We start from the raw sequence: 19,192 nt of genomic DNA, 5'->3' as shown, positions 1-19,192 counted from the left end.
TCAGGCCTGACCAAACGCGTTTTCGATGATTTGAACAGCCCCCGTGGCATCCACCAACGCCGCATCAAACCGAACATTTGTCAGCTGCCCGCCCGGTTCCGTTTCCAGAAATTGCGCTGCTGAAGTAAAAATCCGGTCAATCTGCCGCTGGCTAATCCGCGCCGCGGCCATGTCGAAACTGGTGCTTTTCTTGACTTCGATGAACACAAGCCCGTCACTGCCCCGGGCGATCAGATCGATCTCACCGCCTGCGCCGCGCCAGCGATGATGCGCGATTTTGAAACCCCTACGTTCATAGTCGGCTGCGACCTGCAACTCTGCCGCCTGTCCGGCATGGTAGGAAACCGAACTTCGGACAGATCGCGAGGTCATGTCATCCCTTTCCCAATTTCAACGCCTTTTGATAAATCGGACGGCGCGGTAGTTTGTACATCTGCGACACCAGATCCGCCGCATCACGCACCGAATGGGTTTCCAAGGCGCGTGTCAAAGCCTCTTCTATGTCGGATTCGTTAACAGATTCCGAATGACCCCTGTCGACCAGAAGAACAATTTCACCTTTGACCGTCTGTCCTTGCAGGGCAGTAGCCAGTTCACCCAATGAGCCGCGCCGGATCTCTTCGAACTTTTTCGTCAACTCACGGCACATCGCGGCCTGGCGATCTCCACCCAACACCTCGGCCAAATCCGACAAGCAAGCCGCCACGCGCTTGGGTGATTCGTAAAACACCAGCGTGCCGGGAATGTCGCGCAACGCCTCGATCCGCGTCCGGCGCGCGCCGGTTGCGTTGGGCAAGAAACCCGCGAAAAAGAACGCGTCCGTCGGCAACCCCGCCAGCGTCAGGGCCATCAATGCCGCCGACGGCCCCGGCGCGCAGGTCACCATATGCCCGGCCTCGGCCGCCTGCCGCCCCAGATCATAACCCGGATCGGCAATCAGCGGCATTCCGGCCTCGGACGCATAAGCAACCGATTTCCCTTCGGCCAGAGCATCCAGAATTTTGCCACGTGCCCCCGCGCCGCTGTGGTCGTGATAAGCCAGAATGCGCCGCCCTTCGAGCGGGACGCCATGAATCTCCATTAACCGCCGCAGGCTGCGAGTGTCTTCGGCGGCAATCACATCGGCCGAGGCCAGCACGTCCAGCGCCCTGAGCGTGATATCGCGCGCTGTTCCAATCGGAGTGGCAACAAAATACAGGCCGGTGCCCAATCTGACTTTTTGGAAATTCAAAGCTGGACCCTCACAGCGTGACGTTTATTATCGCGACCCAATAGATTGGCGGCATCTCAAGCCGCCGGGACAGGGAGTTTTCATTCAGATGTTTACCGTTTGCAAGCCCGTTCGCAAACTGGCGCGCACCGCCGCCGTACTGGCAACCGCCGCATTTCTGGCCGCCTGTGACGTCAGCACCATCGGCGGAGGTCCGTCGATCGACACGTCAGACCCCGTGCCTGTTGCCCTACTGGTTCCCGCGGGATCGGGGCAGGCCGGTGATGCGGCGCTGGCACGTAGCCTGGAAAACGCCGCCCGACTGGCCATGTCAGATCTGCAGAATGTTCAGATTGATCTGCGCGTTTATGACACGCGGGGCAGTTCAAATACGGCCGCTGCGGTTGCGCAACAGGCGGTGGCGGACGGGGCGAAAATCATACTCGGTCCGGTCTATGCGCAGGCTGCAAACTCTGCAGGCATTGCGGCGCTGAGCAGCAACGTCAACGTGTTGTCCTTCTCGAACAACACCAGCATTGCAGGCGGCAATGTTTTCGTGCTTGGACCAACTTTCGACAATACAGCCAACCGCCTTGTCAGTTTTGCTGGGTCGCAAGGCAAATCAAACATGGTCATCGTTCACAGCAACGATGCTGCGGGCCAGTTGGGTCAAACCGCCATTGCCAACGCGCTTGCCGGCAGCCGCGTGAACAATGCAGGATCGGTGGGGTATGACCGTTCGCAGCAGGGCGTCATCAACTCGGTTCCCTCAGTCAAAGCAACAGTAGATGCGTCTGGCGCGGATTCGCTGTTCTTAACGGCAACCACAGCCGGCGCGCTGCCGCTTTTCACTCAGCTACTGCCTGAGGCGGGCGTTTCCACAACAAGCACGCAGTTTATCGGACTGACACGCTGGGACATCCCGCCGCAAACACTGGACCTGCCAGGCGTACAAGGTGGCTGGTTTGCGCTCCCGGACCCATCGAAGGCGCAGGCATACCGACAACGGTATAACAATACCTATGGCGAGGCCCCGCACCCGATCAGTGGATTGGCCTATGACGGCATCGCCGCAATCGCCGCACTTGTCAGCCAGGGTAAATCCAACGCTCTGACCGCTTCGGCGCTGACGCAAAACGCCGGTTTCCAGGGGGTTGGCGGTATCTTCCGCCTGCGGCCGAACGGTACGAATGAACGCGGTCTGGCTGTCGCCACGATCCAAAATAAACAGGTAGTAGTGATTGACCCTGCCCCACAAAGCTTCACAGGCGCCGGTTTCTGAGCAAACGGGTTTGAAGCTCACCCCCAGGGGTGAGCTGATCTGCCCGGCGGATGAAATTTTCGACAGCGCCGCCGTCATGGCACAGCTGTCGGAGGCCTTTGACAAGACCTCGGACAACGCAGCGCGGCGCAATGAGACCGTTCGCATCTTGCGTGATGCCCAGAAAGGCGGGCGCCAGGCCATTGCCGATGCCTTTGCCGAACGCCCGTTTGATGCACGGCCGCTGACCCATTCCTACACCTATCTGACCGATGGGCTGGTCTGTACCGCCATGAAGGTATCCAGCGAGGATCTGCACCCTCTGGCCACCCCGACACAGGGGGAAAGGATCGCTGTGCTGGCGGTGGGCGGGTATGGGCGCGGGGAAATGGCACCGTCCTCTGATGTCGACCTGCTGTTCCTGACGCCCTACAAAATCACCGCCTGGGCCGAGAGCGTGATTGAATCCATGCTGTATATCCTGTGGGATTTGCGGCTGAAGGTTGGCCATGCGTCCCGCACGATCAAGGATTGCCTGCGGCTTGGGGCCGAGGATTTCACCATCCGAACCTCGATGCTGGAACAGCGCTATCTGGCGGGGGACAGCAAACTGGCCGCCGAGCTGGACAACCGCCTGAAGGCTGACCTGTTCAAAGGCAGCGAGCGAGAGTTCATCGAAGCCAAATTGCAGGAACGCGATGAGCGTCACCAAAAACAGGGTGAGCGCTATATGGTCGAGCCCAATGTCAAAGAAGGCAAAGGCGGGCTGCGCGATCTGCAATCGCTCTACTGGATCGCGAAATACATCTATGGCGTTCAGGATGTGGCTGAACTGGTGCCTCTGGGCCTGTTTACGCCCGAAGAGTTTAAAACATTCGTAAAGGCCGAGGATTTCCTGTGGGCCGTCCGTTCGCATCTGCATCTGATCACCAGACGCCCGACCGAACAACTGACCTTTGACCTGCAAGTCGAGGTGGCCGACCGGATGGGTTATGAAGACCGGGCCGGGCGCCGCGCGGTCGAAGTGTTCATGCAGCGCTATTTCCGCGAGGCCACTTATGTCGGGGAATTGACGCGTATTTTCCTGACCAAGCTGGAAGCCTCGCATATGAAAGGTGAGGCCCTGCTTGAACGCATCTTCCGTCGCCGACCGCGAGTCAAGGCGGGCTATAGGGTGGTGCATGGTCGTCTGGACGTGGCCGATCCCGAGAAATTCCTTGCCGACAAAGTGAACCTGCTGCGTCTGTTCGAAGAAGGTTTGCGCACCGGCATGCTGATCCACCCAGACGCGATGCGGTTGGTGACCGCGAACCTGGACCTGATCGACGAAGATATGCGCGAAAACCGCGAGGCGCGGCGCATCTTCCTTGATCTGATGCTGAAACACGGCAACCCCGAACGCGCGCTGCGGCGGATGAACGAACTGGGGGTGCTGTCCGCCTTTCTGCCCGAGTTCGAGCCCATCGTGGCGATGATGCAGTTCAACATGTATCACAGCTATACGGTGGACGAGCACACCATCCAATGTATCGTCAACCTCGCCCAGATCGAACGCGGAGAACTAATTGAACCGCTGCCGCTGGTGTCGTCCATTCTGAAAGGCGGTGTGAACCGCAAGGTGCTGTATGTTGCGTTGTTGTTGCATGACATCGCCAAGGGACGACCCGAAGATCACTCGATCCTCGGCGCGCAAATCGCCCGTAAGGTTGCGCCCCGGCTTGGGCTGAACAAGGCGGACTCGGAAACCGTGGAATGGCTGGTGCGGTATCACTTGTTGATGTCGGACATGGCGCAAAAGCGCGACATCTCAGACCCGCGCACTGTGCGCGATTTTGCCAAAGCGGTGAAAACGGTCAAACGGCTGGACCTGCTGACGGTTCTGACAGTCTGCGATATTCGCGGGGTCGGGCCGAACACGTGGAACAACTGGAAAGCCACCCTTTTGCGCGCCCTGCACGCCGAAACCAAGCGCGCGCTTGAAACCGGGATGGAGGACCTCAACCGCGCCAATCGCGGGACCGAGGCCAAAAAAGCCCTGCGTGCCGCGTTGTCGAATTGGTCCAAGGCGGACCTAAAGGTCGAAACCGGGCGGCACTATGCGCCGTACTGGCAGGGCCTGAACCTGCACACCCAAGTCGAGTTTGCCGAGATGCTGCGGGCGCTGGAACACAGCGGTGATCCGGGTGAGGTAGAAATCCGCATGCAACCGGACGAAGACCGGGACGCCACACGGGCCTGTTTCGCAATGGGCGATCACCCCGGTATCTTTGCGCGAATTGCGGGTGCTCTGGCGCTGGTCGGGGCCAACGTGGTGGATGCGCGCAGCTACACCACCAAAGACGGTTATGTAACCGATGCCTTCTGGATTCAGGACACCGAAGGCCACCCGTTCGAGGCCAGCCGCCTGCCACGCCTGGCCCAGATGATCCGAAAGACGCTCAAGGGTGAGGTTGTTGCCCGCGATGCGCTGAAATCGCGCGACAAGATCAAGAAACGCGAACGCGCCTTCAACGTGCCGACCCATATCACCTTTGATAATGATGGGTCCGAGATTTACACTATCATCGAGGTCGATACCCGCGACCGTCCGGGTCTGCTCTATGACCTGACCCGAACGTTGGCCGCGGCCAATGTCTATATCGCCAACGCAGTGATCGCGACCTATGGCGAACAGGTGGTCGACACCTTTTACGTCAAGGATATGTTTGGTCTAAAATACCATGCGGAAGGCAAACAGCGCACGCTTGAAACCAAACTGCGCAAAGCCATCACCGAAGGCGCCGAGCGCGCGGCCTCATGAAGCAGATCCGGTTGTTTTCAGGCCTGTTCACGGTCGGGTTCTGGACGCTGGCCAGCCGGATTCTGGGCTTTTTGCGGGAAATACTGCTGACGGCTTATATCGGTCCAGGTCCGGTGATGGATGCTTTTGTCGCGGCCTTCCGTCTGCCAAACATGTTCCGCCGTTTCTTTGCCGAAGGCGCGTTCAACGCGGCCTTTGTGCCGATGTTTTCCAAGCGGCTGGAAGGAGAGGAAAACGCCCAAGGCTTTGCGCAGGACGCCTTCAATCTGTTGGCCGTGGCGGTGCTGGCGCTGGTCGGGCTGGCAATGGTGTTCATGCCCGCGCTGGTCTGGATCACGGCCGAAGGGTTTCACGGTGATGAACGGTTCGATCTGGCCGTAGCCTATGGATATGTGGTGTTCCCTTATATCCTGTTCATGTCGCTGGCGGCGCTGTTCTCGGGTGTTTTGAACGCCACGGGTCGCTTTGCCGCCGCCGCCGCCGCACCCGTATTGCTGAACATCTTTGCCTGCACGGCCCTGATCGCCGGGGCAGCCGCTGGAGGCGAGGTGATCCGTTGGCTGATCGCCGTCATTCCCGTGGCCGGGGTCGCACAGCTGGCGCTAGTCTGGGTGGCGACCGAGCGTGCAGGCATTCGCATCCGGCCCGGTCTGCCGAAGCTCAGCCCCGAGATGCGCCGCATGGTGCGCATCGCCGTTCCGGCGGCACTGGCAATGGGCGTCACTCAGATCAATCTGGTGGTGGGGCAATTGGTAGCCTCGAAAACCGAAAAGGCGATCAGTTGGCTGTTCGCGGCTGACCGGTTGTATCAACTGCCGCTGGGCGTGGTGGGTATCGCCGTCGGCATCGTGCTACTGCCCGATCTGTCCCGCCGCCTGCGCGCCGGGGACAAGGACGGCGCCCGCAACGCGTTTTCCCGCGCAGGTGAGTTCACGCTGTTGCTGACCATACCGTCGACCGTGGCGTTTGTGATACTGCCAAACCCGATGGTCTCGGTCCTGTTCGAACGTGGCCAATTCAGCGCCGAGGACACCGCCGCCACAGCGCTGGCAGTGGCAATTTACGGATTCGGCCTGCCTGCCTTTATGCTGCAAAAGCTGTTGCAACCGCTGTATTTCGCACGTGAGGATACGCGGTCCCCGTTCCGCTATGCCGTGGTTGCAATGGTCGTGAATGCCGGGCTGGCCTTTGGTCTCTATCCGCTGGTGGGTTGGATCGCACCGGCCATTGCGGCGTCGGCTGCCGGGTGGGCTATGGTCGGTCTGCTGATCCTCGGCGCGCGACGCATGGGTGAAGAGGCGCGGTTCGACGACCGCTTCAAACACCGGGCATGGCGCATCGTGGCCGCGTCGCTGGGGATGGGTGTCGTTCTATACGCCGCCATTCACCTGTTCGGCTGGGCGTTCGAGCTGTCCGGCTGGCGTTATCTGGCGCTGATCATCCTGATCAAGATTGCCGCGGCCACCTATTTCTTCCTAGGCCACCTGTTTGGCGCCTTCGAGGTGTCAGAGTTCCGCAAAGCCTTGCGTCGGTCGTGATCAGTCGCGGCGAATGCGCCGCACGATCCGCGCCCAGCCACCCGGGGCAAGCAGGAACGAAAGGCCAAAGCCTGTGGCAAACCCGCCCAAATCAGCCACCCAGTCGGACGTACCGCCGAACAGCAGGCCGAACACCAGTTGAATCCCCATCAGGGCCGCGATCAAACCAAAGGCGCGGTGCTGGTTTTCGCCAACCAATGACAGTTTGCGCCACAGCAACCACGTGAATGCGCCGATCAGGCCATAGACAGGCGGGAACCCTCCGACCAGCGGGTATTGGGGGTCCAGCAGCAGTGCATAGGCCAGTGCCCCGCCCACGCCAGACAGCACGAAGATCACCAACATCTGAAACCCGCCAAAGACCTCGGCCACCATCTTGCCCATGGCCAACAGGAAGACGCAGACAAAAACGGCCTGCGTGAAAGAGCCCGACACGAAGGGGTAGGTCACGAAACGCATGACATGTTCGAACGGCCAGCGCCCGTTCTCGACCATCCAATCAAAGATATCAGGCGAAAACGAATAGCTCTGCAGCGCATCCAGCCGCCATCCCACCGCCGACGGACCGCCGATCAGCCCGCGTGTTCCCAGGGTAAAGGCCAGTTCCACCCCCATAATGAACAGCACCAAGGCCACCACAACGGGCGGCAAAGGGTTCACGGCGGGTGTATAATTCTCACTGCTCATTGGGCTGGCCTTTCGCGGCGGTTGACGTCCCTTGGCCTCATGGGTAAGCGACGGGGGCTGATTTTTCCAGACGGGAGTTCCCTTCGATGACCGAGACCCAGTTCACACCGCGCGTGTTTTCCGGCATCCAGCCGTCGGGAAACCTGCATCTTGGCAACTATCTGGGTGCGCTCAAGCGGTTTGTGGATATGCAGCAGCCGGACATGGAGACCATCTATTGCATGGTCGATCTGCACGCGATCACCGTCTGGCAGGACCCCAAGGAACTGGCCCATTCGACGCGCGAACTTTGCGCTGGTTTCATCGCTGCCGGTCTCGACCCGGATAAATCGATCCTGTTCAACCAAAGCCAGGTGCCTGAGCATGCGCAATTGGCGTGGATCTTTAACTGCGTCGCCCGCATGGGCTGGATGCAGCGGATGACTCAATGGAAGGACAAGGCCGGAAAGAACCAGCAAAACGCCTCGTTGGGTCTGTTCGCCTATCCGTCGCTGATGGCCGCCGACATCCTGACCTATCACGCAACGCATGTGCCGGTTGGCGACGACCAGAAACAGCATCTTGAGCTGACGCGCGATATCGCGATCAAGTTTAACCATGATTACGGCGTCGATTTCTTTCCGATCACCGAACCTGTGATCGAAGGGGCCGCGACCCGTGTCATGAGCCTGCGCGACGGGTCCAAAAAGATGTCCAAGTCCGACCCCTCGGACATGAGCCGCATCAACATGACGGACGACGCCGACACGATCGCCAAGAAGATTCGCAAAGCCAAGACCGACCCGGATGCGCTGCCATCCGAGATCGATGGTCTGGAAGACCGCCCCGAGGCGCGCAATCTGGTGAACATCTATGCCGCGCTCAGCGATCAGACGGTCGATCAGGTGCTGGCCGATGTTGGCGGTAAACAGTTCGGTGAATTCAAACCGATGCTTGCAGAACTGGCGGTGGAAAAACTGGCACCGATTTCGTCCGAAATGGCCCGCCTGATGGGCGAAGAAGCCGAGATTGACCGTATTCTGGGAAAAGGTGCGGAAAAGGCCCGCGCGATTGCCGCGCCGATCCTGCAGCAGACTTACGAAATTGTGGGCATGGTCAGCTCAAAACAAGGCTGATTGCGCTGGACGTTACCGCAGCGCCTTCCTAGGTTTGCGCAAAGCATGGGAGGGCGTCATGGCAGTCGGCAAGAACATCCGCACCTATTTCGAAAGTCAATGGCATGACGGGGATGCCCCGATCATGCGCGCGGCCGATCACGGTGCTTGGCTGGGATCGTCAGTCTTCGACGGTGCGCGCTATTTCGACGGCATGGCCCCGGATCTTGAGGCACATTGTGCCCGCGTGAATCGCTCAGCCGAGGCACTGATGCTGACCCCGTTCGTCTCAACCCAGCAGATGGTCGAGATCATCCGCGAGGGGTTGGCTTCTTACGGACCGGACTCAGCCGTCTATATTCGCCCGATGTATTGGGGCATCGACGGCGATGCGACCGCGATTGTCCCACAGGAAAACAGCACTGGTTTTGCCATCTGCCTAGAAGAGATCCCGATGGCGCCCGAGACCGCCTCGGTCACGCTGGGTACCACAAAATTCCGCCGTCCGGTTCTGGAATCGTCGGTGGTGAATGCCAAGGCCGGGTGCCTGTACCCCAACAATGCCCGCATGCTGCAAGAGGTTCGTGCCAAGGGGTTCTCGAATGCGCTGGTCGCAGACGCTCTGGGCCACGTGGCCGAAACTGCAACCGCCAACATCTTCATGGTCCGTGACGGAGAGGTGTTTACCCCAACCCCCAACGGCACCTTCCTGGCTGGCATCACCCGCGCGCGTCACATTGAAAACCTGCGCGCCGACGGGACGGTCGTTCACGAAGCCATCCTTGGCTTTGACGATTTCCACAAGGCGGATGAGGTCTTTATGACCGGCAACATGAACAAGATCACCCCGGTCACCGCGCTGGAGGATACGCAATATCAAATCGGCCCCATAGCCCGCCGTGCGCGCGAGCTGTATTGGGACTGGGCACTAAGCACCCGCTAACCAGCCGCTTATTGCCAGCACGCAAATGGTCGGGCATGATCGCCTGAAATATACGAGGACACTTCATGCGCAAATTCTTGGTCGTTCTGGATGACAGTCGCGAATGCCTGAACGCGATGCGTTTTGCCGCTATGCGCGCAGCCCACACCGGCGGTGGCGTTACAATCCTATCGGTCATTCCGCCGGATGAGTTCAACCATTGGATCGGCGTGGCCGAGGTTATGCGCGAGGAAGCACGCGAGCGTATTCACGCCCATTACGAGGTGTTCGCCAAGTGGATGCGCGACAAGCAAAACATCGACCCCGAACTGGCCATCCGCGAAGGTGAGCCGGTCGCCGAGATCATCGAACATGTGCAATCAGACCCCGAGATCGGGGTGCTGGTGCTAGGCGCAGGCGTTGAAAAGAAAGGCCCCGGGCCGCTGGTGACGCAACTGACAAAGAATTCGGGCAACCTGCCAATTCCGATCACCATCGTTCCTGGTGATCTGAGCAAGGAAAAGCTGGAAGAAATCACCTAAAAGGGCACCCATGCAGCGCAGCATCCAGTTCTGGTTCGAATTCGCATCCACATACTCTTACCTAAGTGCGATGCGAATCGAGGATCTGGCTGCGCAGAACGGGGTGTCAGTTGAATGGCATCCCTTTTTGCTTGGTCCGATTTTCGCCGCGCAGGGCTGGGACAATTCGCCGTTCAACATCTATCCCGCCAAAGGTCGTTATATGTGGCGCGATATGGAACGGTTGTCGGCCCAGCGGGGGTTGCGATTTGCCCGGCCTGACCCCTTTCCCCAGAATGGCCTGAAAGCTGCGCGGCTAGTAATGACGATTGAAACCCACCCTCAACGGGCTGCCTTTGTTCGGGCCGTCTATGCCGCCGAATTCGTTGATGGCCTCAATATCTCGGACGACAAGGTGCTGATCGACTGCCTGTCCCAAGCCAGCCTGCCCCCAGAAACGCTGGCCGGCTGTCAAGACCCGGATATCAAGGCGGCCTTGATCCAACAGACTCAGACCGCGCAGGCCAAGGGGATTTTCGGGGCGCCAAGCTTTCTAGTGGGGGATGAACTGTTCTGGGGCGATGACCGGCTGGATGCGGCGATGCAACTGGCGGCAGAAATTTAGAATGGTTCCAAATCTTGACTTCCCCGGCCCGGACCCGCATATCAGGTACAACTGAAACGGAGCCGTGACATGTTCATCCAGACCGAATCCACGCCGAACCCTGCAACGCTGAAATTCCTGCCCGGTCAGCCGGTGCTGGAAGCGGGCACTGCAGACTTCCCTTCGGCGGAAGCCGGGGAAAAATCGCCCTTGGCGAAACGGATTTTTGCAGTGTCTGGTGTCACCGGCGTGTTCTTTGGCAATGATTTCGTCACCGTGACCAAATCGGATGACGTTCAGTGGGATCACATCAAACCGGCCATCCTGGGTGCTGTGATGGAGCATTTTCAATCCGGTCAGCCGGTATTGGGTGAAGATGCTGTTGATGGGTCAGGTCACGCAGAACATTTCGGCGAGGATGCCGAAGTGGTCAATCAGATCAAGGACCTGCTGGATACGCGCGTGCGCCCGGCGGTGGCGCAGGATGGCGGTGACATCACGTTCCACGGGTTCGACCGGGGCGTTGTTTACCTGCACATGCAAGGCGCTTGCGCGGGCTGCCCGTCCTCGACCCTGACGCTGAAAATGGGAATTGAGAACCTGCTGCGCCACTACATCCCGGAAGTGACCGAGGTTCGCCCCGTTGCCGTCTGACCAGATCATTTTGGCATTTGACACATCGGCCGCGCATTGCGCGGCCGCTTTGCTACATGGCGACACGATTGTCGCTTCGCGCGTTGAGCCCATGTCACGCGGGCAGGCAGAACGGTTGATGCCGCTGTTAGAAGAGGTTCTGGCCGAGGCGGATTGCACGTGGCGCGATCTGACCGCCATTGGAGTCGGGATCGGGCCGGGGAATTTTACCGGCATCCGTATCTCGGTTTCGGCGGCGCGGGGATTGGCGTTGGGACTTGGTATCCCGGCTGTTGGAGTTACCGGTTTTGATGCTTTGGCCGAAATCGGGGATGGGATTCCCGCGATCCGCGCACCCCGCGAGCAAGTCTATGTCGCGCTGCCCGGTCAGGACCCCGCACTGATGGCGCAGGAACACGCAGAATCACTTGGAAATCTGATTCTGAATGATGACGCCGATGTGCTGGTCAACGCCCTTGCCCGGCTGACAGCGCAAAGATGGTCCACCACGACCCAGCCCCCTGCCCCGTTCTATGTGCGCCCGGCTGATGCGGCCCCGTCAAAGGACTCACCACCGGTTCTGCTTGACGGATGACCCCGCAAGAATTGGCTCATACCCATACGGCAGCCTTCACGCAGTCGCGCCCTTGGACGGAATCAGAATTTGCTGATCTTCTGACCAATCGGTTCACGCATGTCATTGGTAACGCTGACTGTTTTGCCCTGTTTCAAGTCACTGCAGGTGAAGCTGAACTGCTGACAATCGCCACCCACCCCAATCGTCAGCGCCAAGGTCTTGCCCTGCGCCTCATGCAGGACTGGCACGCAAAAGCCAAAGCTTTGGGCGCAACCCGCGCCTTTCTGGACGTTGCGGCAGACAATCACCCGGCTATCGCGTTGTACCAGCGCTGTGGATACACAACCTGCGGCCTGCGCAAGGGTTACTATCTGCGCGAAAAAGCTGAGAAAATCGACGCCGTTGTCATGATCTGCGCCCTGACCTGACCGACGCCTCCTAATTTTTTCGACCATTTGGTCAAGAATCAGTTGACCGCACCGGTTGCAAACGCCCTTAATTCCCGCCATCACAACAGTTATGCTCGCTCACAGTGAGTAATCGGGGCTATCTTGACCCCGACCAACAATAACAAACGGGAGTATGAAATGACCCTGATGAAATCCTTGATGGGCGCTGCCGCCGCCGTCGCGTTGACCGCGGGTGCGGCCCTGGCTGAACCAGCCCTGATCTTCGACTTGGGTGGCAAGTTTGACAAATCGTTCAACGAAGCAGCCCATAATGGGGCATCACGTTGGGCGGAACAGACCGGTAAGACTTATCGCGAAATCGAACTGCAATCTGAAGCCCAGCGTGAACAAGCCCTGCGTCGTTTTGCCGAAGCTGGCCTGAACCCAATCATCACCATGGGTTTCGCAATGGCTGATCCGCTGGCGGCTGTCGCGGGCGACTATCCCGACACCAAATTCGTTGCAGTTGATGTGAATTGGCTAGATGCTCCGAACGTGCGTCAGATCGGCTTTGCCGAGCATGAGGGTTCCTATCTGGTTGGAATGATGGCTGCGATGGCATCTAAGACCGGAACAGTTGGCTTCATCGGTGGCATGGATATTCCGCTGATCCGTCATTTTGGCTGCGGTTACGCGCAAGGCGCCAAAGCCGTGAACCCCGACATCAATATCGTTGCCAACATGACTGGTACCACCCCATCGGCATGGAACGACCCGGTCAAGGGCTCCGAACTGACCAAGGCACAGATCAGCCAGGGTGCTGACGTCATCTATGCTGCTGCGGGCGGCACCGGTGTGGGCGTTCTGCAGACCGCCGCCGATGAAGGCATCCTTTCGATCGGTGTGGACAGCAACCAGAACCACCTGCATCCGGGCAAGGTTCTGACCTCGATGCTGAAGCGCGTGGACGTGGCCGTTTATGACGCCATGAAGGCTGGCGAGGATCTGCAAACCGGCGTTTTCGCCATGGGTCTGGCCGAAGAGGGTGTGGGCGTCGCCATGGATGAATACAACGCTGAACTAGTTACGGAAGAGATGAGCTCGGCCGTTGCAGATGCACGCAGTGACATCATCAACGGAAACGTCACCGTCGTCAGCTATTACGAGAACGACAGCTGCCCGGCACTGCAGTTCTAATATCGCGTGGGGCGGGGGTTGATCCTCCGCCTCATTCCCACTTGGCCGCAGCGTTCGCGGCCTTTTCGGCAATTGAGGACACGACATGACAGTCCCCGCCATTAAGCTCAAAGGGATTTCCAAAGCCTTTGGGCCGGTTCAGGCCAACAAAGACATTTCCATCAGCGTCGTCCCCGGCACGATCCACGGGATCATCGGTGAAAACGGTGCAGGCAAATCCACGCTGATGAGCATTCTCTACGGTTTTTACAAAGCCGATAAGGGTGAGATCTGGATCAACGGAACCAAGACCGACATCCCCGACAGTCAGGCGGCGATTGCGGCGGGAATCGGGATGGTGTTCCAGCATTTCAAGCTGGTTGAGAATTTCACGGTTCTGGAAAACATCGTTCTGGGCGCCGAAGATGGCGGGCTGCTGGCTCCGTCTTTGTCCAAGGCTCGCAAGGAACTGAAAGAGCTGGAAGAAGAATACGAGCTGTTCGTTGACCCAGACAAGCGCATTGACGAAATCGGCGTGGGGATGCAGCAACGGGTCGAAATCCTCAAAGCCTTGTATCGCAAAGCCGAGATTTTGATTTTGGACGAACCGACCGGCGTTCTGACCCCGGCCGAGGCCGATCAGCTGTTCCGCATTCTCGACCGTCTGCGGGCCGAAGGGAAGACGATCATCGTGATCACCCACAAGCTGCGCGAGATCATGGAAAACACCGATACAGTCTCGGTGATGCGGCGCGGGCAGATGACGGCGACAGTCAAAACCGCCGAGACCAGCCCCGAGGAGCTGGCCGAGCTGATGGTAGGCCGCAAGGTTCTGCTGCAGGTCGACAAGGTTCCTGCAAAACCCGGCAAACCCATTCTTGAGGTCGAAAACCTGCGCGTCTTCGATTCAGCGGGTGTTGAGCGGGTCAAGGGTATCGACTTGACGGTCCGCGCGGGTGAGATCGTCGGCATCGCCGGTGTTGCGGGTAATGGCCAGTCGGAACTGCTTGAGGTTTTGGGCGGGATGCGGCCTGGAAAAGGGTCTATCAAGCTGAATGGTGAACCGCTGGCGCTTAGTGGGTATGGGTCTGACGGTCAGGCGCGGCGTGCGCAGCACATCGCTCACGTCCCCGAGGATCGTCAGCGCGAGGGCCTGATCATGGATTTCCACGCGTGGGAAAACGTGGCGTTCGGCTATCACCGCGACCCTGCCTATAAACGCGGTCTGTTCATGGACAATGCCGCCCTGCGCGCGGATACCGAGCGCAAGATTCAAAAGTTCGATGTGCGCCCGCCCAATGGCTGGCTGACCGCCAAAAGCTTTTCAGGCGGCAACCAGCAGAAAATCGTCGTCGCGCGCGAGATCGAGCGGAACCCCGACCTGTTGCTGGTCGGCCAGCCGACACGCGGTGTGGATATCGGCGCGATCGAATTCATTCACAAACAAATCGTCGCCCTGCGCGATCAGGGGAAGGCAATCCTGCTGGTCTCGGTCGAGCTGGAGGAGATCTTCTCGCTGTCCGATCGGATAGCGGTGATGTTCGACGGACATATTATGGGCGAACGCCTGCCCCATGAGACAGATGAAAAAGAACTGGGCCTGCTGATGGCCGGTGTTGCGGAAGAGGCCGCGTGAAGCATGGATAAAATGCCCAAATGGGCCGATGTCGTTCTGATCCCACTGATCAGTCTGATATTGGCCGCGATCCTTTCGGCGCTGGTTATTCTGGCCATTGGTGAAAACCCGGTTGAAGCGGTGAATCTGATGGTTACCGGCGCGCTGGGGTCGACTTATGGCTGGGGCTATACGCTCTATTACGCGACCAATTTCATGTTCACCGGGCTGGCGGTAGCTGTGGCGTTCCACGCGCGGCTGTTCAACATCGGCGGCGAAGGCCAAGCCATGCTGGGCGGGCTTGGCGTTGCCATAGTGTGTCTGTACATCGACTGGCCGCATTGGAGCATTGCCCTGCTGGCCGCCTGTGCGGCGTCGATGCTGTTTGGGGCGGCATGGGCCGCGATACCGGCCTATCTGCAAGCCAAGCGCGGCAGTCATATCGTCATCACCACGATCATGTTCAACTTTATCGCGGCGGCCTTCCTGAACTATATGCTGGTCAATGTGATGCGCCCGCAGGGCTCGCAAGATCCTGCAACTGCACGCTTCCCCGAGGCCGTGCATCTGCCGACCTTCCAGTCGATGTTCTCGACCGCTGAAAACGCGGTGTTCAAAGGTGCGCCGGCCAATATCTCGTTCTTTGTCGCGATCCTGGCCTGTTTCGTGGTCTGGGCGCTGATCTGGCGGACGCGGCTGGGGTATGAGATTCGCGCCTATGGTCATTCCGAAACCGGCGCTGTTTATGCCGGTATCTCGCCCGTACGCATCACTATCGTCGCCATGCTTATCTCGGGTGCGTTGGCCGGGTTGATGGCGACCAACAACGTGATGGGAGAGGCTGAACGGCTGGTACTCAACTCGACCGAAGGTGCGGGTTTCATCGGGATTGCCGTGGCGCTGATGGGCCGATCGCACCCGTTCGGCGTGTTTGTGGCGGCCCTTTTATTCGGGTTCCTGTACCAGGGCGGTGCCGAATTGGCGCTGTGGACCTCGATCCCGCGTGAGCTGATCGTGGTTATTCAAGCGCTGGTGATCCTGTTTACCGGGGCACTGGACAACATGGTGCGCATGCCGCTTGAGAAACTGTTCCTCGGTCTGCGGAAGGGGGCCGAGTGATGGAGATTTTCGTAACACTCATTCAGGTTTTTGATTCAACGATCCGCCTGGCAACACCGCTTTTACTGGCGTGTCTGGCCGGGTTGTATTCGGAACGCGCGGGTATTTTCGACATCGGGCTGGAAGGCAAGATGTTGATGGCGGCGTTTTTCTCGGCGGCGATTGCGGCAGTGACCGGGTCTGTCTGGTTGGGCCTGCTGGCGGGAATCGGATCCTCGCTGATTTTGTCCGGCTTGCACGGGCTCGCTTCGATCACCTTCAGGGGCAATCAGCTGATCTCGGGCGTTGCCATCAACTTTCTGGCCTCGGGCCTGACCGTTCTGATTGCGCAGAGCTGGTTCAAACAGGGCGGGCGCACGCCTTCTCTCTTTGGCGGTGGACGGTTCGAATCTGCAGAGTTTCCTTATGCAATCGGCCCCGAAGATGCTGAACTGTCGGGGAAACCGGTTTCTGAACTGATGTCTGACACCAATTCGTTTCACATGGTGTATTCCGAACTACTCTCGGGTCATTCGATATTGGTCTATGTGGCGTTTCTGATGGTGCCATTGACATGGTGGATTCTGTATCGCACCCGGTTCGGCTTGCGCCTGCGCGCGGTGGGTGAAAATCCGGCTGCGGTGGATACCGCCGGTGTCTCGGTTGTCGGCCTGAGATTTGCGGCCGTTGCCATCTGCGGCGTGCTGTGTGGGATCGCCGGGGCCTATCTGGCCACTGCCCTGCAGGCCGGGTTCGTCAAAGAAATGACCGCCGGTCGCGGGTTCATCGCTTTGGCCGCGCTGATCTTTGCGAAATGGCGGCCTTGGCATGCGATGTGGGCTTGCCTGCTGTTCGGTCTGTTACAGGCGATTGCGCTGCGTTTCCAGAACATCGACCTGGGCGGCGTGGTTATCCCGGTCCAGGCCATGGACGCCCTGCCCTATATCCTGACGGTGGTTATTCTGGCCGGGTTCGTAGGCAAAGCCGTCCCGCCACGCGCCGGTGGCGAACCCTATGTGAAAGAGCGCTGATAAGTCCAGTTTAAGACTCATTTCAGTCCTGTTCGCTGCAGAGCGGCATGCAGAGTTGATTTTGCATGCCGCAACCGCTCTAAGGGGGTATGTGTTTGTTTCCTGTGATAGCCAAGATCGGATTCGTTCCTGTCACGGTGGCAAACGCTCAAAAACGTCTCGGTTCCGGGGTCCGTTTTTCAATTCAGCCAGATCGGCTTGTCGGTCACGCAGCCCGCGCGATCGGCAGGTTGGTATTCGCCATACGGCCGCATTGCGCGCGCAGTATTAAAGCCTCATCCCTGTGGTATGAGACGGGCCGGATCACTTTGTGTGACGCGTCTGACCTCATCCGGTAAATACACATGCAGATCTACCTTCCAATCGCCGAAGTCTCCGTCAACGCCTTTTTGCTGCTGGGGCTGGGTGGGATGGTTGGCATCCTGTCGGGCATGTTCGGTGTAGGCGGCGGGTTTTTGATGACGCCGCTGCTGTTCTTCATCGGCATCCCCCCCGCTGTCGCCGTCGCAACCGAAGCCAATCAGATCGTCGCCTCGTCCTTTTCCGGTGTATTAGCGCATTTTCGACGAAAGACCGTAGATCTGAAAATGGGCACGGTCTTATTGATCGGGGGCTTAATGGGTGCGGCCCTTGGGGTGGTGGTGTTCAACTATCTCAAAAGCCTGGGCCAGGTCGATCTGCTTGTCACGCTATGCTACGTCGTCTTCCTTGGCGTCGTTGGTGGCCTGATGTTCATTGAAAGCTTGCGGGCACTGCGCAAGGCCAAAAAGGGCGGCGGCGCACCAGCAAAACGGCGCCAGCGTGGCTGGGTTCATGCGATGCCGTTCAAAATGCGCTTTCGCACTTCGGGCCTGTATATCTCGGTCATTCCCCCAATTCTGGTCGGGCTTTGCGTCGGTGTACTGGCGGCCATCATGGGCGTCGGCGGCGGCTTTATTATGGTGCCTGCAATGATCTATCTACTGGGCATGCCCACCAAGGTGGTGGTTGGAACATCCTTGTTTCAGATCATCTTCGTGACCGGCTTTACCACCATGTTGCACGCAACCACGAACTATACGGTTGATGTTGTTCTGGCCGTTCTGCTGCTGGTCGGCGGTGTCGTGGGCGCGCAGATTGGCACGGTGATTGGCGCGAAGATGCCCGCCGAGCAGTTGCGCGTTTTGCTGGCAGCCCTGGTTCTGGTGGTCTGCGGCAAGCTGGCACTGGACTTATTGATCGAACCATCCGAGCTGTATTCCATTGGCAGCGAAGGAGGGCACTGATCATGCTGAAACGCTTGATTGCCCTGCTGGTTTTCTGCTGCTCGCCAGCTCTTGCGCAAGAAGAGCAGGTGGTGCTGGGTCTCAGCCAGGACCGGGTCGCCATTACCGCGACATTCGATGGTTCTGAAATCCTGATCTTCGGTGCCGTCAAACGAGAAGCACCGATCCCCGCCGGCCCACCGCTTGAGGTGATCGTGACTGTGGCCGGGCCGTCCAGCCCAGTGACAGTCCGGCGCAAGGAACGCAAACTGGGCATCTGGGTCAACACTGACAGCGTTCTGGTCGACCTTGCGCCAAGTTTCTACGCCGTCGCCACAAGCGGGCCGCTGGATAATATCCTTTTGGACACCGAGGACCTGAGATACCGGATTTCAATCGAACGCGCCATCCGATCGGTCGGGGCGGCCATGCATATCCGAGGCGCGCAGGATTTTGCAGATGCGGTGGTGCGCATTCGCGAGGATGAGGGGCTGTATTCCATTCGCGAAAACACAGTGGCCGTGGATGAGCAAACCCTGTTCCGCACCTCAATTGCAATGCCTGCCGACCTGACCGAAGGCGACTATGCTGCGCGCATCTTCCTGACCCGCGGCAAAGAGGTGATCTCGGAATTTGAGACAACCATCGACGTGCGCAAAGTGGGGCTGGAGCGGTTTTTGTACAACATGTCCCGACAGCAACCTGTGTGGTACGGGCTGATGTCACTGGTCATTGCGATTGCAGCGGGCTGGGGGGCGTCGACTGCGTTCCGATTGCTGCGTGAAAACTAAC

General features: G+C 58.9%; 19 protein-coding genes. 16 read left to right on the top strand and 3 right to left on the bottom strand.

The annotated features are described in order from the left end of the window. Both ACR0B0_RS13440 and rsmI read right to left on the bottom strand, forming a co-directional pair. Complete coding sequence (locus tag ACR0B0_RS13440) at positions 1 to 372, bottom strand: YraN family protein (RefSeq protein ID WP_170397216.1); 372 nt, start codon at positions 370 to 372, stop codon at positions 1 to 3. Position 373: 1 nt separating this feature from the next. After that, positions 374 to 1,231, bottom strand: a complete 858-nt coding sequence (rsmI, locus tag ACR0B0_RS13435) for a 16S rRNA (cytidine(1402)-2'-O)-methyltransferase (protein ID WP_170350580.1) — start codon at positions 1,229 to 1,231, stop codon at positions 374 to 376. An 88-nt stretch (positions 1,232 to 1,319) separates the two neighbouring features. Here rsmI and ACR0B0_RS13430 point away from each other — a divergent pair, with 88 nt between their 5' ends. The 3 genes from ACR0B0_RS13430 to murJ are packed head-to-tail and all read left to right on the top strand — an operon-like array spanning position 1,320 to position 6,809. Continuing rightward, entirely contained in the window at positions 1,320 to 2,492 is a 1,173-nt protein-coding gene (locus ACR0B0_RS13430) for a penicillin-binding protein activator (RefSeq protein ID WP_170350581.1), read from the top strand. After that, positions 2,452 to 5,271: a [protein-PII] uridylyltransferase gene (locus ACR0B0_RS13425; protein WP_170350582.1), complete on the top strand. Its 2,820-nt coding sequence runs from the start codon at positions 2,452 to 2,454 to the stop codon at positions 5,269 to 5,271. The genes ACR0B0_RS13430 and ACR0B0_RS13425 overlap by 41 nt, the downstream gene beginning before the upstream one ends. After that, positions 5,268 to 6,809, top strand: a complete 1,542-nt coding sequence (murJ, locus tag ACR0B0_RS13420) for a murein biosynthesis integral membrane protein MurJ (RefSeq protein ID WP_480648170.1) — start codon at positions 5,268 to 5,270, stop codon at positions 6,807 to 6,809. The genes ACR0B0_RS13425 and murJ overlap by 4 nt, the downstream gene beginning before the upstream one ends. Here murJ and ACR0B0_RS13415 read toward each other — a convergent pair whose 3' ends face one another. Continuing rightward, on the bottom strand, positions 6,810 to 7,496 hold the full coding sequence (locus tag ACR0B0_RS13415; protein ID WP_170350584.1) for a rhomboid family intramembrane serine protease: 687 nt from the start codon (positions 7,494 to 7,496) through the stop codon (positions 6,810 to 6,812). It abuts the gene before it with no gap. An 86-nt stretch (positions 7,497 to 7,582) separates the two neighbouring features. Here ACR0B0_RS13415 and trpS point away from each other — a divergent pair, with 86 nt between their 5' ends. From trpS to ACR0B0_RS13350, 13 genes are all read left to right on the top strand, one after another. Next, positions 7,583 to 8,611, top strand: a complete 1,029-nt coding sequence (gene trpS, locus ACR0B0_RS13410) for a tryptophan--tRNA ligase (protein WP_170361433.1) — start codon at positions 7,583 to 7,585, stop codon at positions 8,609 to 8,611. A gap of 58 nt (positions 8,612 to 8,669) precedes the next feature. Continuing rightward, positions 8,670 to 9,533 carry a branched-chain amino acid aminotransferase gene (locus ACR0B0_RS13405; RefSeq protein ID WP_170377714.1) on the top strand — a complete coding sequence of 288 codons (864 nt, stop codon included), beginning with the start codon at positions 8,670 to 8,672 and terminating at the stop codon, positions 9,531 to 9,533. 65 nt (positions 9,534 to 9,598) lie between these two features. Next, complete coding sequence (locus tag ACR0B0_RS13400) at positions 9,599 to 10,054, top strand: universal stress protein (RefSeq protein ID WP_170350587.1); 456 nt, start codon at positions 9,599 to 9,601, stop codon at positions 10,052 to 10,054. Positions 10,055 to 10,064: 10 nt separating this feature from the next. Next, the gene (locus ACR0B0_RS13395) at positions 10,065 to 10,658 is read left to right on the top strand and encodes a 2-hydroxychromene-2-carboxylate isomerase (RefSeq protein WP_170361429.1); all 594 of its coding nucleotides are present in this window, start codon (positions 10,065 to 10,067) and stop codon (positions 10,656 to 10,658) included. A 69-nt stretch (positions 10,659 to 10,727) separates the two neighbouring features. Beyond that, entirely contained in the window at positions 10,728 to 11,291 is a 564-nt protein-coding gene (locus tag ACR0B0_RS13390; protein ID WP_170350589.1) for a NifU family protein, read from the top strand. After that, positions 11,281 to 11,865 carry a tRNA (adenosine(37)-N6)-threonylcarbamoyltransferase complex dimerization subunit type 1 TsaB gene (tsaB, locus tag ACR0B0_RS13385; protein WP_480648168.1) on the top strand — a complete coding sequence of 195 codons (585 nt, stop codon included), beginning with the start codon at positions 11,281 to 11,283 and terminating at the stop codon, positions 11,863 to 11,865. Before ACR0B0_RS13390 ends, tsaB begins: the two co-directional genes overlap by 11 nt. Next, positions 11,862 to 12,275, top strand: coding sequence for a GNAT family N-acetyltransferase (locus ACR0B0_RS13380; RefSeq protein WP_480648166.1), 414 nt, complete (start codon positions 11,862 to 11,864; stop codon positions 12,273 to 12,275). The genes tsaB and ACR0B0_RS13380 overlap by 4 nt, the downstream gene beginning before the upstream one ends. Before the next feature lie 159 nt (positions 12,276 to 12,434). After that, positions 12,435 to 13,433 (top strand): BMP family lipoprotein, encoded by a 999-nt coding sequence (locus ACR0B0_RS13375; RefSeq protein WP_058281934.1) that lies wholly within the window; start codon positions 12,435 to 12,437, stop codon positions 13,431 to 13,433. A gap of 85 nt (positions 13,434 to 13,518) precedes the next feature. Then, positions 13,519 to 15,048 carry an ABC transporter ATP-binding protein gene (locus ACR0B0_RS13370; protein WP_480648164.1) on the top strand — a complete coding sequence of 510 codons (1,530 nt, stop codon included), beginning with the start codon at positions 13,519 to 13,521 and terminating at the stop codon, positions 15,046 to 15,048. Positions 15,049 to 15,051: 3 nt separating this feature from the next. Further along, complete coding sequence (locus ACR0B0_RS13365) at positions 15,052 to 16,146, top strand: ABC transporter permease (protein WP_170350593.1); 1,095 nt, start codon at positions 15,052 to 15,054, stop codon at positions 16,144 to 16,146. After that, positions 16,146 to 17,156 carry an ABC transporter permease gene (locus ACR0B0_RS13360; protein WP_170350594.1) on the top strand — a complete coding sequence of 337 codons (1,011 nt, stop codon included), beginning with the start codon at positions 16,146 to 16,148 and terminating at the stop codon, positions 17,154 to 17,156. The genes ACR0B0_RS13365 and ACR0B0_RS13360 overlap by 1 nt, the downstream gene beginning before the upstream one ends. A gap of 344 nt (positions 17,157 to 17,500) precedes the next feature. Further along, a complete protein-coding gene (locus ACR0B0_RS13355; protein WP_170350595.1) occupies positions 17,501 to 18,421 on the top strand; it encodes a sulfite exporter TauE/SafE family protein in 921 nt (306 codons plus the stop codon). Positions 18,422 to 18,423: 2 nt separating this feature from the next. Then, positions 18,424 to 19,191, top strand: a complete 768-nt coding sequence (locus ACR0B0_RS13350) for a TIGR02186 family protein (protein ID WP_170350596.1) — start codon at positions 18,424 to 18,426, stop codon at positions 19,189 to 19,191. Position 19,192 lies beyond the last annotated feature (1 nt).

The organism is Ruegeria sp. BA12 (assembly GCF_056539625.1).
Note: the sequence above shows the minus strand (reverse complement) of the source record. Positions and strands in the feature narration are given on the sequence as shown.

What these genes read in the sequence shown, in the direction of transcription:
- ACR0B0_RS13440 (WP_170397216.1), bottom strand. Translation starts at nt 372, where the DNA reads ATGACCTCGCGATCTGTCCGAAGTTCGGTTTCCTACCATGCCGGACAG.
- ACR0B0_RS13430 (WP_170350581.1), top strand. Translation starts at nt 1,320, where the DNA reads ATGTTTACCGTTTGCAAGCCCGTTCGCAAACTGGCGCGCACCGCCGCC.
- murJ (WP_480648170.1), top strand. Translation starts at nt 5,268, where the DNA reads ATGAAGCAGATCCGGTTGTTTTCAGGCCTGTTCACGGTCGGGTTCTGG.
- ACR0B0_RS13415 (WP_170350584.1), bottom strand. Translation starts at nt 7,496, where the DNA reads ATGAGCAGTGAGAATTATACACCCGCCGTGAACCCTTTGCCGCCCGTT.
- trpS (WP_170361433.1), top strand. Translation starts at nt 7,583, where the DNA reads ATGACCGAGACCCAGTTCACACCGCGCGTGTTTTCCGGCATCCAGCCG.
- ACR0B0_RS13405 (WP_170377714.1), top strand. Translation starts at nt 8,670, where the DNA reads ATGGCAGTCGGCAAGAACATCCGCACCTATTTCGAAAGTCAATGGCAT.
- ACR0B0_RS13400 (WP_170350587.1), top strand. Translation starts at nt 9,599, where the DNA reads ATGCGCAAATTCTTGGTCGTTCTGGATGACAGTCGCGAATGCCTGAAC.
- ACR0B0_RS13395 (WP_170361429.1), top strand. Translation starts at nt 10,065, where the DNA reads ATGCAGCGCAGCATCCAGTTCTGGTTCGAATTCGCATCCACATACTCT.
- ACR0B0_RS13390 (WP_170350589.1), top strand. Translation starts at nt 10,728, where the DNA reads ATGTTCATCCAGACCGAATCCACGCCGAACCCTGCAACGCTGAAATTC.
- ACR0B0_RS13380 (WP_480648166.1), top strand. Translation starts at nt 11,862, where the DNA reads ATGACCCCGCAAGAATTGGCTCATACCCATACGGCAGCCTTCACGCAG.
- ACR0B0_RS13375 (WP_058281934.1), top strand. Translation starts at nt 12,435, where the DNA reads ATGACCCTGATGAAATCCTTGATGGGCGCTGCCGCCGCCGTCGCGTTG.
- ACR0B0_RS13370 (WP_480648164.1), top strand. Translation starts at nt 13,519, where the DNA reads ATGACAGTCCCCGCCATTAAGCTCAAAGGGATTTCCAAAGCCTTTGGG.
- ACR0B0_RS13365 (WP_170350593.1), top strand. Translation starts at nt 15,052, where the DNA reads ATGGATAAAATGCCCAAATGGGCCGATGTCGTTCTGATCCCACTGATC.
- ACR0B0_RS13360 (WP_170350594.1), top strand. Translation starts at nt 16,146, where the DNA reads ATGGAGATTTTCGTAACACTCATTCAGGTTTTTGATTCAACGATCCGC.
- ACR0B0_RS13355 (WP_170350595.1), top strand. Translation starts at nt 17,501, where the DNA reads ATGCAGATCTACCTTCCAATCGCCGAAGTCTCCGTCAACGCCTTTTTG.
- ACR0B0_RS13350 (WP_170350596.1), top strand. Translation starts at nt 18,424, where the DNA reads ATGCTGAAACGCTTGATTGCCCTGCTGGTTTTCTGCTGCTCGCCAGCT.